General features: G+C 33.2%; 13 protein-coding genes. 2 read left to right on the top strand and 11 right to left on the bottom strand.

Going from position 1 to position 16,822, the window contains the following annotated elements; translation table 11 throughout:
• Positions 1-12: 12 nt before the first annotated feature.
• From pyk to NSS86_RS07150, 8 genes are all read right to left on the bottom strand, one after another.
• Positions 13-1,770, bottom strand: a complete 1,758-nt coding sequence (gene pyk, locus NSS86_RS07115) for a pyruvate kinase (RefSeq protein ID WP_001232648.1) — start codon at positions 1,768-1,770, stop codon at positions 13-15.
• Between the two features lie 21 nt (positions 1,771-1,791).
• Positions 1,792-2,760: a 6-phosphofructokinase gene (gene pfkA, locus NSS86_RS07120; RefSeq protein WP_000717561.1), complete on the bottom strand. Its 969-nt coding sequence runs from the start codon at positions 2,758-2,760 to the stop codon at positions 1,792-1,794.
• Positions 2,761-3,028: 268 nt separating this feature from the next.
• Entirely contained in the window at positions 3,029-3,973 is a 945-nt protein-coding gene (locus tag NSS86_RS07125; RefSeq protein ID WP_000883648.1) for an acetyl-CoA carboxylase carboxyltransferase subunit alpha, read from the bottom strand.
• A complete protein-coding gene (gene accD, locus NSS86_RS07130; protein ID WP_000471571.1) occupies positions 3,973-4,830 on the bottom strand; it encodes an acetyl-CoA carboxylase, carboxyltransferase subunit beta in 858 nt (285 codons plus the stop codon). The genes NSS86_RS07125 and accD overlap by 1 nt, the downstream gene beginning before the upstream one ends.
• A gap of 194 nt (positions 4,831-5,024) precedes the next feature.
• A complete protein-coding gene (locus NSS86_RS07135; protein WP_000058389.1) occupies positions 5,025-6,254 on the bottom strand; it encodes a malic enzyme-like NAD(P)-binding protein in 1,230 nt (409 codons plus the stop codon).
• Between the two features lie 449 nt (positions 6,255-6,703).
• The gene (locus NSS86_RS07140) at positions 6,704-9,901 is read right to left on the bottom strand and encodes a DNA polymerase III subunit alpha (protein WP_000226919.1); all 3,198 of its coding nucleotides are present in this window, start codon (positions 9,899-9,901) and stop codon (positions 6,704-6,706) included.
• A 20-nt stretch (positions 9,902-9,921) separates the two neighbouring features.
• A complete protein-coding gene (pde2, locus tag NSS86_RS07145; protein ID WP_000626082.1) occupies positions 9,922-10,863 on the bottom strand; it encodes a pApA hydrolase Pde2 in 942 nt (313 codons plus the stop codon).
• Positions 10,864-11,174: 311 nt separating this feature from the next.
• Positions 11,175-12,473: a CBS domain-containing protein gene (locus NSS86_RS07150; protein ID WP_000160435.1), complete on the bottom strand. Its 1,299-nt coding sequence runs from the start codon at positions 12,471-12,473 to the stop codon at positions 11,175-11,177.
• A 204-nt stretch (positions 12,474-12,677) separates the two neighbouring features.
• Here NSS86_RS07150 and NSS86_RS07155 point away from each other — a divergent pair, with 204 nt between their 5' ends.
• Complete coding sequence (locus NSS86_RS07155) at positions 12,678-13,091, top strand: universal stress protein (RefSeq protein WP_000277602.1); 414 nt, start codon at positions 12,678-12,680, stop codon at positions 13,089-13,091.
• Positions 13,092-13,395: 304 nt separating this feature from the next.
• Here NSS86_RS07155 and NSS86_RS07160 read toward each other — a convergent pair whose 3' ends face one another.
• Positions 13,396-14,085: a metal-dependent hydrolase gene (locus NSS86_RS07160; protein WP_000777188.1), complete on the bottom strand. Its 690-nt coding sequence runs from the start codon at positions 14,083-14,085 to the stop codon at positions 13,396-13,398.
• A 174-nt stretch (positions 14,086-14,259) separates the two neighbouring features.
• Here NSS86_RS07160 and NSS86_RS07165 point away from each other — a divergent pair, with 174 nt between their 5' ends.
• Complete coding sequence (locus tag NSS86_RS07165; protein ID WP_000161666.1) at positions 14,260-15,315, top strand: Xaa-Pro peptidase family protein; 1,056 nt, start codon at positions 14,260-14,262, stop codon at positions 15,313-15,315.
• 93 nt (positions 15,316-15,408) lie between these two features.
• Here NSS86_RS07165 and NSS86_RS07170 read toward each other — a convergent pair whose 3' ends face one another.
• Both NSS86_RS07170 and ald read right to left on the bottom strand, forming a co-directional pair.
• Positions 15,409-15,507, bottom strand: coding sequence for a hypothetical protein (locus tag NSS86_RS07170; RefSeq protein WP_001789984.1), 99 nt, complete (start codon positions 15,505-15,507; stop codon positions 15,409-15,411).
• Between the two features lie 123 nt (positions 15,508-15,630).
• On the bottom strand, positions 15,631-16,749 hold the full coding sequence (gene ald / locus NSS86_RS07175) for an alanine dehydrogenase (RefSeq protein ID WP_000689998.1): 1,119 nt from the start codon (positions 16,747-16,749) through the stop codon (positions 15,631-15,633).
• Between the last annotated feature and the right edge of the window lie 73 nt (positions 16,750-16,822).

The raw sequence follows: 16,822 nt of genomic DNA on the forward strand, positions 1-16,822 counted from the left end.
TTTTTTTATAAATTATAGTACGTTTGCATATCCTTCAAAGATTTTACCTTGAGCAGCATCAATCGTAACTAACATGTTATTGCTTATGTTTTTAACAGCTTTTTCTACACCTACAACTGTTGGAATACCTTTTTCTAAACCAACAATTGCACTTGGTGATGTAATACCATTTTCTTCTGTAATTAATCCTAAAGCTTTTTCTACATAAGGTACAAACGTTTCATCGATTGAGTTAGTAACGATAACTTTGTCAGATAAATCTTTACCTTCTAAATCTTTAACAGTTTCAGCAACTAACGTAGTACCAACAACTGATCCACGTCCAATACCTTGACCATTAGCAATTTCGTCACCAACTAGGTGGATTTTCATCATATTAGTAGTTCCAGTTTCACCAGTTGGTACACCAGCAGTAATAATGATTAAATCACCATTAGATACTCTACCAGTTTCAACAGCTGTTGCAACTGCATTGTTTAACAATGCATCTGTACTCTTACGTCCTTTTTTAACTACAGGTTGAACTCCCCAAACAATTGAACATTGACGTGCTGTTTCTTCACTTGGAGTCACCGCAATAATGTCTGAATGTGGACGATATTTAGAGATAGTACGTGCCGTTGAACCACTTTCAGTAGCAGCTACAATTGCTTTAACATTTAAGTTTAAAGCTGTATGTGCAACCGAAATACCGATAGCATTCACTAATGAAGTTTCAACTAATTTAGTACGATCTGACAATAACTTTTTATAATCTTGGGCTGCTTCAGCTGATACAGCAATATTTCTCATTGTTTTAACAGCTTCTTCAGGATATAAACCAGCAGCAGTTTCACCAGATAACATTACTGCATCTGTACCATCATAGATTGCGTTGGCAACGTCACTAGCTTCTGCACGTGTAGCACGTGGGTTACGTTGCATAGAATCTAACATTTGTGTAGCTGTAATAACTGGTTTACCTAATTTGTTACATTGTCTGATTAAATCTTTTTGAACCATTGGTACTTTTTCAGGTGGAATTTCAACACCCATGTCACCACGTGCAACCATTAAACCATCAGACACTTCAAGAATTTCCGCAATATTATCAATACCTTCTTGGTTTTCAATTTTAGGGAATACTGAAATGTTAGCTTTTTGTTCTTCTAAAATTTCACGAATTTCTAAAACATCACTAGGACGACGTACGAAACTTGCTGCAATGAAGTCAACATTTTCTTTAATACCGAAACGGATATCTTCAGCATCTTTTTCTGTAATACCAGGTAAACTTACTCTTACACCAGGTAAGTTAACACCTTTTTTGTTTTTAAGCTCACCAGAGTTTAAAATATCACATTTAACTTCTTTTTTAGCATGGTCAATATCTTTAACTTGTAATTCAATTAAGCCATCATCAAGTAAAATGTATGAACCTACTTGAACATCGTTAATTAAGTTTTCATATGTTACTGAGAACTTTTCAGGTGTTCCTTCAACTTCATTCATGCTAACAATAACTTCGTTACCACGTTCAAGTTCAATGATACCGTCTTTCATATTATGCGTACGAATTTCTGGACCTTTCGTATCTAATAAAATTGCTACAATTTTGTCTAATCTTTTAGCTACTTTACGAATTGTATCAATTCTACCTTTATGCTCTTCATGACTACCATGTGAAAAGTTTAATCGTGCAACGTTCATACCAGCATTGATTAATTTCTCAATCATTTCTTCTGATTCTGAAGCTGGTCCAATTGTACATACAATTTTAGTTTTTCTCATTTTATAATTCCTCCTGAAATCTTATATAGATAACTTGTTAGCAAGTTCATATAGACTATAATCAAATTTATGATCTTTACCATCAAAAATTTCATCAAAAGATGTTGCTACAATTTTATTGTTCTTAATTCCAACACCCTTAGCTGTTTCACCTTGCATTAATAAGTCTACCGCATATCCACCTAAACGTGATGCTAAAACTCTATCCGCACCTGTTGGGCTACCACCACGTTGAACGTGACCTAACACAGACACTCTATTATCAACATTGATGTATTGTGATAATTCTTTTTGACAATCTTGCGCAGTCATGCAACCTTCTGCTACAAGAACGATTGAGTGTTTCTTACCACGTTTAATACCTTGTTCAATTTTATCAGCTATTTCTTTAATATCTGTTTTCACTTCTGGAACTACAATTGTCTCAGCACCAACTGATAATCCAGCCCATAATGCTAGATCTCCACAATCACGGCCCATTGCTTCAATGATAAATGTTCGTGCGTGACTTGACGCAGTATCTCTAATTTTGTCGACTAAGCCAATAATCGTATTTAAAGCTGTGTCAAATCCAATTGTAAAATCAGTACCATTGATATCATTGTCAATCGTACCAGGAATACCGATAGTTTGAATTTCTTTGCATTCCTCACTGATGCGTTGTGCACCGCGATAACTACCGTCACCACCAATAACTACAAGGCCCTCAATCCCTCTTTTACGTAAGTTTTCGATTGCAACTTTACGTACTTCTTGCTCCTTAAACTCTGGACATCTTGCTGAATACAAGAATGTACCTCCACGCTGAATCGTATCCCCAACTGATCCTAATTCAAGTTTATGAATATCATCATTTAACAATCCTTGGTAACCATGATACACACCATAAACTTCAATTTCATTGTAAATTGCTGTACGAACAACTGCTCTTACGGCAGCATTCATTCCAGGTGAATCTCCACCACTAGTTAAAACTGCAATTTTCTTCATGACGACATACCTTTCTATAACTGATTTATCTTTAACTCTAAATTACCACAAATTGATATGTCATTCCATCAAAACTAATGTATTGAATTGATGTAAACGTTTTAAATATTGAATTTTATTTTAACTTAATTAAAAAAAGATTAGTAGCCACAATTTTGACTACTAATCTTAGTTAAAATTCAGTATCTAAATATTAAATTATTGTTTTAATGTACTTCAATTTATGGTAAAACCCAGTATCGATTTAACATAAAAATGCTCAAGTTGATTATTCTATATAAGAACCGATATTTCTGAATTTTTCAAAGCGATCATTAGCAATTTCATCACGTGATAATGACTCAAGTGAATCTAACTGTGCAACAAACGCTGATTTAATAGCTAAAGCTTGCTGTTCAACATCTTTATGTGCACCGCCAAGTGGTTCAGAAATGACATCATCTATAATACCTAATTGCTTAATATCATGGGCAGTAATTTTCATTGTTTCAGCTGCAATTTTAGCCAAATTACTGTCTTTCCATAATAATGCCGCTGCACCTTCAGGAGATATAACAGAGTAAGTACTATTCTCTAACATCAATACTTTATTGGCAATACCAATACCTAGAGCACCTCCACTGCCACCTTCACCAATGACTATCGCAATAACTGGTACTTTTAATGAAGCCATCTCAATCAAATTTGTTGCGATAGATTCACTTTGTCCACGTTCTTCAGCAGCTTTACCAGGATATGCACCTTTTGTATCTATAAATGTAAAGATAGGACGATTGAATTTTTCAGCTTGTTTCATTAAACGTAATGCTTTTCGATAACCTTCTGGATGCGCCATACCAAAATTTCGATAAATATTATCTTTTGTATCTTTTCCACGTTGTTGTCCAATAACTGTAACAGCACGACCATTTAAAAAGCCAATACCACCAATCATTGCTGGATCATCTCTAAAATTACGATCACCATGTAGTTCCATAAACGAATCAAAGATATATGGAATATAATCTAGGGTCGTAGGTCTTTCTTGCAAACGCGCAATTTGCACACGATCCCATGGTTTTAGATTTGTATATATTTTTTTAGTTTCTCGTTCCAATGACGCTTCAAGCATGTCAATTTCTTCTTGTAAATCCACATCATTTTTATCTTGAGATTCTTTTAAAGATTCAATTTTATTTCGAATTTCAAAAAGTGGTTTTTCAAAATCTAACATTATTTAGTCACCTCTTGATGGATTTTTAGAATTTCAGACAATGTTTGACGCATATCATTACGATGTACAACTTTATCCAATTGTCCATGCTCTAATAAAAATTCTGCAGTTTGGAAATCATCTGGCAATTTTTCGTTTATTGTCTGTTCAATAACTCGACGACCTGCAAAACCTATCAACGCTTTTGGCTCACTTAAATTTATATCACCAACTGATGCAAAACTTGCAGATACACCACCAGTAGTTGGATGTGTTAAATATGATATATATAATAGTCCAGCGTCAGAATGACGTTTTAAAGATACACTGGTTTTACCCATTTGCATCAAGGAAATAATACCTTCTTGCATACGTGCACCACCACTTGCAGAGAAAAGAATAAATGGTAAACGGTTCTCAGTGCAGTAATCAATGATGCGACATATCTTTTCACCGATAACCGATCCCATACTTCCCATTCTAAAACGTGAATCCATGACAGCAACGCCAAATTTCATACCATCTAGTTGCGCTGTACCAGTCACAACTGCTTCTTTAAGACCTGTCTTTTGTTGGTCCTTTTCAATTTTTTCTAAATAACTTGGAAAATCTAATGGATTCGCAGAGGTCATTCCCTTATCGAATTCTGTAAATGATCCTTCATCAGAAATTGCTTCTATACGTTTATACGCAGTTAAAGCAATATGATGATCACAATTAAAGCACACATTTAAATTTTCAGCTAATTCTTTTGTGTACATAATTTTCTTACACTTTGGACACTTAGTCATAATACCTGCAGGCACATCATTATTTTTAGAGTCTTGTACTGTAAGATATTTCTTTTTCTTTGTTCGATTAAAAAAATCTTTAAACATAGGAAAACCTCCAAATAACCTCTGTTCTAACCATTTAGAGCCTTAAACTGAACTTGACCAGTTAAAAACGGGTTTAAATTTATTTGATTTATATTTGTTTGACTGTTGAATGTTTATCATAAACTTTCATTTTCATCATTTTAATGACTCTTTATTGCTAACTTTTAAGCAATTTAATTAAACGTTAATTATTTTTATTGTAAATCTGTAAGTTTCATTGTTTTATCATACACATCTTGCGGATCAACTTCAATCCTAGCTACTCCAGATTCCATTGCCGCTTTAGCAACATTACGAGCAACTGATGGCGCTACACGTTTATCAAACGGTCCTGGGATACAGTAGTCTTCATTTAATTCAGAACTATCGATTAAATCAGCAATCGCTTCTACAGCTGCCTTTTTCATTTCTTCATTTATATGTGTAGCTTCAACCTCTAATGCACCTCTAAAAATACCAGGGAAAGCTAATACATTATTAATTTGGTTAGGATAGTCTGAACGTCCTGTACCAACAACTCGTGCACCTGCCGCTTTGGCATCATCAGGTATTATTTCAGGATTTGGATTAGCCATTGCAAATATAATTGGATTATCTGCCATACTCTTAACCATATCTTGTGACAGCGCATTAGCTACAGAAACTCCGATAAATACATCTGCGTCTTTTACGACTTCTTCTAAAGACCCTTCAATCTTATCTTTATTTGTCCATTTAGCTACAACATCTTTCGTAGGATTCATACCATATGAACGTCCTTCAAAAATTGCGCCTCTTGAGTCACACATAACCATATTTCTTACACCATACGCGTATAGTAATTTAACAATGGCTATTCCTGCTGCACCAGCACCATTTAGTACAACTTTTATTTTAGCAATATCTTTGTTAACAACTCTCAATGCATTTACCAAACCTGCCATTGTTACAATTGCTGTACCATGTTGATCGTCATGGAATACCGGAATATTAGTTTCTTTTTTCAATCGTTCTTCAATTTCAAAACAACGTGGTGCCGAAATATCCTCTAAATTAATACCACCATAATTAGGTTCTAACAACTTAACTGTTTTAATGATTTCTTCGGTATCAGTTGTATTTAACGCAATAGGCACCCCATTGATACCAGCGAAGCTTTTGAATAATACTGCTTTACCTTCCATTACAGGAATACTTGCTTCAGGTCCAATGTTACCTAAACCTAATACCGCTGTTCCATCAGTAATAACTGCAACTGTATTTCCTTTAATTGTGTAATCATATACTTTTCTTTTATCTTCATAAATATCTTTACACGGTTCAGCAACGCCAGGTGAGTATGCTAAACTTAATTCCTCTTTATTAGTAACTTTTACATTTGGTTTAACTTCTAATTTACCTTGATTACGTTTGTGCATTTCCAATGCTTCATCTCTTAATGACATGAAATCAGCCCCTAATTCAATATTTATTTTTAAAAAATAACTTGGATAAAACGCATTACATTATAAAAGTAAAAATATTGGGTAAATCTGAATGAGTAAGAATTTATGGTTTTGATTATGTAACACAAATAGCGATAAACGATAATAAAATAATATTTATAAAGATACATTAAACCATACTATCTAAAGATATACCTTTAATTATTATAATGGATAGCAAAAACCAATATATCAAAAAGTTATTATTTTTCCGCACGATATATCGACAAAATTCTTTACTCAATTTATGTATACTGCTTTTTGTGCTAATTATTCTTATGGATTAATCAATAATGTAAAGTGAAACTCATAAAAATAATAAGCATAAAAAACTAATATAAACGCAAACTGATGGTTAAAAAATATCTAACCATCAGTTTACTATATCATAATTTATTAGTTGATAAAAGTTATATAAGCCTAATATCACTAGGGTTAAAGGATTGTATAAAATTATTAAACATACTATCTTTTTGATTAATATAGCCTAAAGTAGTCATTTGTTTAATCGTTTCATCATAAAAGGATAACACAACATCATTAGCATTCTCTTTCGTAGCTTTAATCATCTCTTCAAACATATCTATTTGTGATTTATTTCTAATTATAATTTGTTTGGCAAATGCTAATTTTTGTTCTTCAAAAGTGGCTAATGTCTGAATCTCATTTATAATTAGTTGACGTTGTTGCTTTCTATGGTCAAATTTCCCGCTAACTATAAACAAGTCATTATGTGATAACAACTCTTCGTACTTTTTAAACTGATTAGGGAAAATCACACCATCTAAAGTTTCAATGCCATCATTTAATGTGACGAATGCCATATTTTGACCATTTTTAGTTCGAATTTGTTTAACTTTATCAAACTGTACTAATATAGGTTTATAATTCTGCGCGTTACTCAATTTAAATATCGTTAAATATTGTTTGGCAACAAACTTTTTATCTACTGGGTGTTGCGAAACATAAAATCCTAAATATTCTTTTTCGTACTGACTAATAAGTGCATCAGGCAATTCTTCTTTATCTTCATACATCTGTTTTGGCGTTAAAATATCAAATAAAAAACCATCTTGTTCAATGTTTAAATCGCCATCCAACACTTGATCAATAGCTTGCAACAACGTTGAACGTGTTTTACCAAAAGCATCAAACGCTCCCACTAAAATCAGTGCTTCAAGTAACTTTCTCGTTTTGACTCTCTTCGGTATACGTCTAGCAAAATCAAAGAAATCTTTAAATTTGCCGTTCTGATAACGTTCATCAACAATCACTTTCACACTTTGATAACCAACACCTTTAATTGTACCAATTGATAAATAAATGCCTTCTTGGGAAGGTTTATAAAACCAATGACTTTCGTTAATGTTCGGTGGCAATATAGTGATACCTTGTTTTTTTGCTTCTTCTATCATTTGAGCAGTTTTCTTCTCACTTCCAATAACATTACTTAAAATATTTGCGTAAAAATAATTTGGATAATGGACTTTTAAAAAGCTCATAATGTATGCAATTTTAGAATAGCTGACAGCATGTGCTCTAGGAAAACCATAATCAGCAAATTTCAGAATCAAATCAAATATTTGCTTACTAATGTCTTCGTGATAACCATTTTGCTTTGCACCTTCTATAAAATGTTGACGCTCACTTTCAAGAACAGCTCTATTTTTTTTACTCATTGCTCTTCTTAAAATATCCGCTTCACCATAACTGAAGTTTGCAAATGTGCTCGCTATTTGCATAATTTGCTCTTGATAAATAATAACACCGTAAGTATTTTTTAATATAGGTTCTAAATGTGGATGTAAATATTGAACTTTGCTTGGATCATGTCTTCTTGTAATGTAAGTTGGAATTTCTTCCATTGGACCTGGTCTATACAAAGAAGTTACAGCAACAATATCTTCAAAGTGTTCCGGCTTTAATTTTTTTAATACACTTCTTACACCGTCTGACTCTAATTGGAATATGCCAGTCGTATCTCCTTGCGACAACAATTCAAACACTTTTTGATCATCGAACGGAATCTTTTCGATATCAATATTAATACCTAAATCTTTTTTGACTTGTATTAAGATTTGATGAATAATCGATAAGTTTCTCAACCCTAGAAAATCTATTTTTAATAACCCAATTCGTTCGGCTTCAGTCATTGTCCATTGCGTTAATAATCCTGTATCCCCTTTCGTTAAAGGGGCATATTCATATAATGGATGGTCATTAATAATAATTCCTGCCGCATGTGTAGATGTATGTCTTGGTAAACCTTCTAACTTTTTACAAATACTGAACCAGCGTTCATGTCGATGGTTTCGATGTACAAATTTTTTAAAATCGTCAATTTGATATGCTTCATCAAGTGTAATTCCTAATTTATGTGGGATTAAACTTGAAATTTCATTTAATGTAACTTCATCAAACCCCATAATTCGTCCAACATCCCTAGCAACCGCTCTTGCAAGCAGATGACCGAAAGTCACAATTCCAGATACATGTAGCTCGCCATATTTTTCTTGGACGTACTGAATAACCCTTTCTCGGCGTGTATCTTCAAAGTCAATATCTATATCAGGCATTGTTACACGTTCTGGGTTTAAAAAACGTTCAAATAATAGATTGAATTTAATAGGATCAATCGTTGTAATACCTAGTAAATAACTGACCAGTGAGCCAGCTGAAGAACCACGACCTGGACCTACCATCACATCATTCGTTTTCGCATAATGGATTAAATCACTTACTATTAAGAAATAATCTTCAAAACCCATATTAGTAATAACTTTATACTCATATTTCAATCGCTCTAAATAGACGTCATAATTAAGTTCTAATTTTTTCAATTGTGTAACTAAGACACGCCACAAATATTTTTTAGCTGATTCATCGTTAGGTGTCTGATATTGAGGAAGTAGAGATTGATGATATTTTAATTCTGCATTACACTTTTGAGCTATAACATCAACCTGCGTTAAATATTCTTGGTTAATATCTAATTGTTTAATTTCCTTTTCAGTTAAAAAATGTGCACCAAAATCTTCTTGATCATGAATTAAGTCTAATTTTGCATTGTCTCTAATAGCTGCTAATGCAGAAATCGTATCGGCATCTTGACGTGTTTGGTAACAAACATTTTGAATCCATACGTGCTTTATACCCTGAACTAAAACACTTTGATGATCTAAATACGTATCTTCATGCGAATCAAAAACTTGAACAATGTCACGATGTTCGTCTGCAACATTTTTAAAAATGATAATCAAATTCGATGAAAATTGTTGCAATAGTTCAAATGAAACATTTTCCATTGAATTCATTTTTATTTCCGATGATAGTTGATACAAATCTTTTAATCCATCATTATTTTTAGCTAGAACAACTGTTTCGACTGTATTTAATCCATTTGTCACATATATTGTCATACCAAAAATCGGTTTAATGTTATTTGCTATACATGCATCATAAAATTTAGGAAAACCATACAATACATTGGTGTCAGTTATGGCAAGTGCATCAACATTTTCAGACACAGCAAGTCTTACGGCATCTTCTATTTTTAAGCTTGAATTTAACAAATCATAAGCCGTATGAATATTTAAATATGCCACCATGATTGAATGGCTCCTTTCTATTAGTTAAGTTTTGTGCGTAAAGCTGTAGCAAGTTGCTCAAATTCATCCCAGCTGTTCACTGAAACTCCTGACGCATTCGGATGGCCACCGCCACCAAAATCTTGCGCAATATCATTAATAATCAATTGCCCTTTAGAGCGTAAGCGACATCTTATTTCACTACCCTCATCAACTGCAAACACCCATATTTTCAAACCTTTGATGTCAGCAATTGTATTAACAAACTGAGATGCTTCATTTGGCTGAATACCGAATTGCTCCAATACATCTTCAGTTATTTTAACTTGGCAGAATCCATCATCCATAAGTTCGAAATGTTGTAAAACATAACCTTGAAACGGCAACATTTTTGGGTCCTTCTCCATCATTTTATTTAATAGCGCATTATGATCAATATCATGCCCAATTAACTTTCCAGCAATTTCCATAGTATGTTCTGAGGTATTGTTAAAAAGGAATCGCCCAGTATCACCGACGATACCAAGGTATAAAACACTCGCGATATCTTTATTAACAATTGCTTCATCATTAAAATGTGAGATTAAATCATAAATGATTTCACTTGTAGATGACGCGTTCGTATTAACTAAATTAATATCACCATACTGATCAACTGCAGGATGATGATCTATTTTAATAAGTTTACTACCTGTACTATATCGTTCATCGTCAATTCGTGGAGCATTGGCAGTATCACATACAATTACAAGCGCATCTTGATATGTTTTATCATCAATGTTATCCAACTCTCCAATAAAACTTAATGATGATTCCGCTTCACCCACTGCAAATACTTGCTTTTGCGGAAATTTCTGCTGAATATAGTATTTTAAACCAAGTTGTGAACCATATGCATCTGGATCTGGTCTAACATGTCTGTGTATAATAATTGTATCGTTGTCTTCGATACATTTCATAATTTCATTCAAAGTACTAATCATTTTCATACTCCCTTTTTTAGAAAAGTTGCTTAATTTAAGCATTAGTCTATATCAAAATATCTAAATTATAAAAATTGTTACTGCCATATTAAACTATTTGCCCGTTTTAATTATTTAGATATATATATTTCCATACTATTTAGTTCAGGGGCCCCAACACAGTGAAATTGGACCCCCAATTTCTACAGACGATGCAAGTTGGGGTGGGGCCCCAACACAAAGAATTTCGAAAAGAAATTCTACAAACAATGTAAGTTGGGCTCCAACGTTTGTGCGAAATCTATCTTATGCCTATTTTCTCTGCTAAGTTCCTATACTTCGTCAAACATTTGGCATATCACGAGAGCGCTCGCTACTTTGTCGTTTTGACTATGCATGTTCACTTCTATTTTGGCGAAGTTTCTTCCGACGTCTAGTATGCCAAAGCGCACTGTTATATGTGATTCAATAGGTACTGTTTTAATATACACGATATTTAAGTTCTCTATCATGACATTACCTTTTTTAAATTTACGCATTTCATATTGTATTGTTTCTTCTATAATACTTACAAATGCCGCTTTACTTACTGTTCCGTAATGATTGATTAAAAGTGGTGAAACTTCTACTGTAATTCCATCTTGATTCATTGTTATATATTTGGCGATTTGATCGTTAATTGTTTCACCCATCTGAGGCTGTCTTCCTAAAAGTTGCATAGACTTTAAAACATCTTGTCTATTAATCACACCCACTGTCTTTTTATTACTCGAAACGACAGGAATCAATTCAATACCTTCCCAAATCATCATATGCGCACAACTTGCTACTGTACTCATAGCATTTACATAAATAGGGTTTCGCGTCATCACTTTATCTATTTCGTCGTCGTCCTTTGTATTAATCATCTCTCGACTTGTTACAATACCTACTAATTTATACGACTCATTGACTACCGGAAATCTTGTATGGCCAGTTCGATTCGCCATACGCTTATAATCTGCTATTTTCATCGTATCAAACAGCACAGACAAATCATCTAATGGCGTCATTATATCTTGAACTATTAAGATATCTTTTCGTATTTTCTGATTAAAAAGTGCTTTGTTGATAATATTTGCAACTAGGAATGTATCATAACTTGATGATAGAACAGGTAAATCATGTTCATTCGCAAAATTAATAACTTTATTAGATGGCTTAAATCCACCAGTAATTAATATAGCCGTACCTCTTTTTAAAGCTTCAATCTGCACATCTTCGCGATTTCCGACAATCAATAATGTCTTTGGACCAATATATTTTAAAATATCTTTGAGTTCCATTGCTCCAATTGCAAATTTAGATACCATCTTAGTGATACCTTTATTGCCACCTAACACTTGGCCATCAATAATATTGACAATTTCATTAAAAGTTAAATGTTCAATTTCATTACGATTACGTTTTTCGATTCGAACCGTACCAACACGATCTATCGTTGCGACCATGCCCATTTTATCAGCATCTTTAATTGCACGATATGCTGTCCCTTCAGATACGTTTAAAAATTTAGCGATTTTACGCACCGAAATTTTAGAGCCTATAGATAACGATTCAATATAATCTAAAATTTGTTCATGTTTTGTCATTCTTTACCTCTTCTTTTCGAACAGTATTAACTACATTATAACTTTATTTTGGATAAAAAGCATTGAAGTGAAATGAAATAATGATCGTTTCACCTATTTTATTTTTTGAAAATATACAACAAACACAAAGATCACAAAATCTTTAATTTTAAATGGAAAAATCCATTATTATTTATTAGAATGTAAGTGAGGAGGGATGTACTAATGTATAAAAATATATTACTTGGTGTAGACACTCAGTTAAAAAATGAAAAAGCACTAAAAGAAGTGTCTAAATTAGCTGGCGAAGGTACAGTCGTAACAGTTTTAAACGCAATCAGCGAACAAGATGCTCAAGCATCAATTAAAGCAGGTGTTCATTTAAACAAACTTACTGAAGAACGAAGCAAGCGATTGGAAAAAACACGCAAAGCTTTAGAAGATTATGGTATTGATTATGACCAAATAATTGTTCGTGGTAATGCAAAAGAAGAACTATTAAAACATGCTAATAGCGGTAAATACGAAATTGTTGTTTTAAGTAACCGTAAAGCAGAAGACAAAAAGAAATTTGTACTTGGAAGTGTCAGCCACAAAGTAGCAAAACGTGCGACTATCCCTGTATTAATCGTTAAATAAAATTTTTATCCAGAATCACAAATAATCTTTCAATCATGATGCAGTCTCAAACGACTGAGTAAACACAAGAAATGATTATGACTGTGGTTCTGGATTTTTTATATCGTAGTAAATTTATAATCAATGTCTAATTGTATAAAACTAAAATTACGAGAGTAGGTCAGAAATGATAAAGAACCACTGATGTCCCCCGTCCACGTCGTAACTGAATCAGTAGAATATAAAAACACCCACTAAAAATATGCAGACGATAACTTCCACATAGATTAGCGAGGTGTTTTTTAGTGTAAAATCTATATTCTATTTAAAACTGAACAGATTCACCTGGTTTTAAAATTTGCACGTCCCCTACATTAACAGCATCTTTAAATTGTTGTGGATCTTGTTCGATTAATGGGAATGTATCATAATGAATCGGTACAGAAATTTTTGGTTTAATAAATTCATTAATAGCATAACTTGCATCATCAATACCCATCGTAAAATTATCTCCAATTGGTACAAAACATACATCAACTGGATGACGTTTCGCAATAAGTGACATGTCACTAAACAGACCTGTATCACCAGTATGATAAATTGTTTTTCCTTCAACTTCAAACACGATACCCATTGGCATACCTAAATAAACTGGAATACCATTTTCATGTGTAAAACTTGAACTATGAAATGCTTGAACAAATTTAACGCTTCCGAAATCAAAGTTTGCTTTACCACCAATATTCATACCATGAACATTTTCAACACCGTGATATGAAGAAAGATAGTCAGCCATTTCTGCACTTCCAATTACTGTTGCTCCTGTTTTCTTTGCTAGTTCCACAACATCACCAAAATGATCAAAATGACCGTGCGTTAAAACGATATAGTCTACCTGCACTGTTTCAATATTCAAATCACACTTAGGGTTATTTGAAATAAACGGATCTACGATAACCTTTTTGTTGTTCCCTTCTAAATAAATCGTTGATTGACCATGAAATGATAACTTCATTTGAGCATCCTCCTATCAATTGCTATATAAATTTAGTACCCTTTTGCCACTTAATTATAACAAATTCTCAAATTTTAAAAATTGAAAATCTAGTTAATGTATTAGCTCGATTTTGAAATCTAATAATAATTGGCATAAAATGGAAGTAATATTATGTTGAGGAGTGTTTATGAAATGACAAAAATATCAAAAATAATAGACGAACTGAACAATCAACAAGCTGATGCAGCATGGATTACAACACCGTTGAATGTATATTATTTTACTGGATACCGTAGCGAACCCCATGAAAGATTATTTGCATTATTGATTAAGAAAGATGGTAAACAAGTACTATTTTGTCCAAAAATGGAAGTCGAAGAAGTCAAAGCATCACCTTTCACAGGTGAAATCGTTGGATATTTAGACACTGAAAATCCTTTTTCACTTTATCCTCAAACAATCAATAAATTACTAATTGAAAGCGAGCACTTAACAGTAGCACGCCAAAAACAATTAATCTCTGGTTTCAATGTCAATTCATTCGGAGATGTTGATTTAACAATCAAACAATTAAGAAATATTAAATCCGAAGATGAAATTAGCAAAATACGTAAAGCTGCTGAGTTAGCAGATAAGTGTATCGAAATAGGTGTTTCTTATTTAAAAGAAGGTGTGACTGAACGTGAAGTAGTCAACCATATTGAGCAAACTATCAAACAATATGGCGTCAATGAAATGAGTTTTGATACGATGGTTTTATTTGGAGATCATGCCGCATCACCTCATGGCACACCAGGAGATCGCAGATTAAAAAGCAATGAATATGTACTATTTGATTTAGGTGTAATTTATGAGCATTATTGTAGCGATATGACACGTACCATTAAATTTGGTGAACCTAGCAAAGAAGCACAAGAAATTTATAATATTGTATTAGAAGCAGAAACATCTGCAATCCAAGCAATTAAACCTGGAATACCTTTAAAAGATATCGATCATATCGCTAGAAATATTATTTCAGAAAAAGGTTATGGTGAATATTTCCCTCATCGCTTAGGTCATGGTTTAGGATTACAAGAACATGAATATCAAGATGTTTCAAGTACTAATTCTAATTTGTTAGAAGCTGGCATGGTTATTACAATCGAACCAGGTATTTATGTACCAGGTGTTGCAGGTGTAAGAATTGAAGATGACATACTTGTCACTAATGAAGGATATGAAGTATTAACACATTACGAAAAATAAGGAGTGGGATAAAAATGAAAAGCTTGTTACAAGCACATTCTCATTCAGTCAAACACTGCCAATATAACATTGTAGCGCCTAAGACATAAATTTTTATCCAAGTCTAAATGCAATATGTAACAAACAAGCTAGAAACACATATGCAGGTATGTTCATCAGTAACATGTAATGAATCAAATCAATATCATTCATGTTCGATGATTTCTTCGCATTGTTTCTAGCTTTAATTTATCATTATTTAATTTTAATAACCAAGGAGATGATAACGTCATTCTTTAGTACGCTGTAATCCATTCCCTTTTCATCAAATTCAAATTATAATTGTAATGCTTCTTCTACAGATTTATATTCCATTTCAAATGCCTCTGCAACGCCTTTATTGGTTACGTGACCTTTGTAAGTATTTAAACCTAATGATAATGGTTGATTTGATTTAAATGCTTCTCTATACCCTTTATTAGCTAGCATGAGCGCATAAGGTAGCGTAGCATTATTTAAAGCTAACGTCGAAGTACGCGGTACTGCACCTGGCATATTTGCAACTGCATAATGAACCACACCATGCTTAATATATGTAGGATCATCATGTGTCGTAATTTTATCAGTTGTTTCAAAAATACCGCCTTGATCAATAGCAATGTCAATAATAACTGACCCATTTTTCATTTGTTTAATCATGTCTTCTGTTACAAGTCTTGGCGCTTTAGCACCTGGAATTAAAACTGCACCTATTACTAAATCACTTTGTTTAACATACAACTCAATATTCAACGGATTTGACATAATTGTATGTACACGTCCACCGAATAAATCATCTAATTGTTGTAAACGCTTTGGATTAACATCTAAAATCGTAACATCTGCACCTAGTCCTAGTGCAATTTTAGCTGCATTTGTTCCTGCTTGACCACCACCGATAATAGTTACTTTACCCTTAGGTACTCCTGGGACACCACCTAGTAGAATTCCCATACCACCATTAAGTTTTTGTAGGAACTCTGCGCCAACTTGAGCTGACATTCTTCCTGCTACCTCACTCATTGGTGATAACAATGGTAAAGATCGGTCTGGTAACTGCACAGTCTCATATGCAATACTAATTACTTTTCTATCTATCAAAGCTTGTGTTAATTTTTCTTCATTTGCTAAATGAAGATAAGTGAATAATACAAGCCCTTCTTTAAAATATGGATATTCAGATTCAAGTGGTTCTTTAACTTTAATAACCATATCCACATCCCAAACTTTTGCTTGTTCAGCAACAATCTCAGCACCTGCTTCTTTGTAATCTACATCTTCAAAGAACGATCCTGAACCCGCATTTGTTTCCACTAAAACAGTATGCCCACTTTCTACTAAAGCGTGCACACCACTCGGTGATAAACCAACACGATTTTCATTATTTTTAATCTCCCTTGGTATACCAATTTTCATACCATCCACCTCCATAATCATCTTAACGCGAACATTTTGAAAGCGCAATCAAAAATCCACAAAATTGTAAAGG

Source organism: Staphylococcus sp. FSL W8-0056 (assembly GCF_037963075.1).
In the GTDB taxonomy this organism is placed as follows: domain Bacteria; phylum Bacillota; class Bacilli; order Staphylococcales; family Staphylococcaceae; genus Staphylococcus; species Staphylococcus aureus.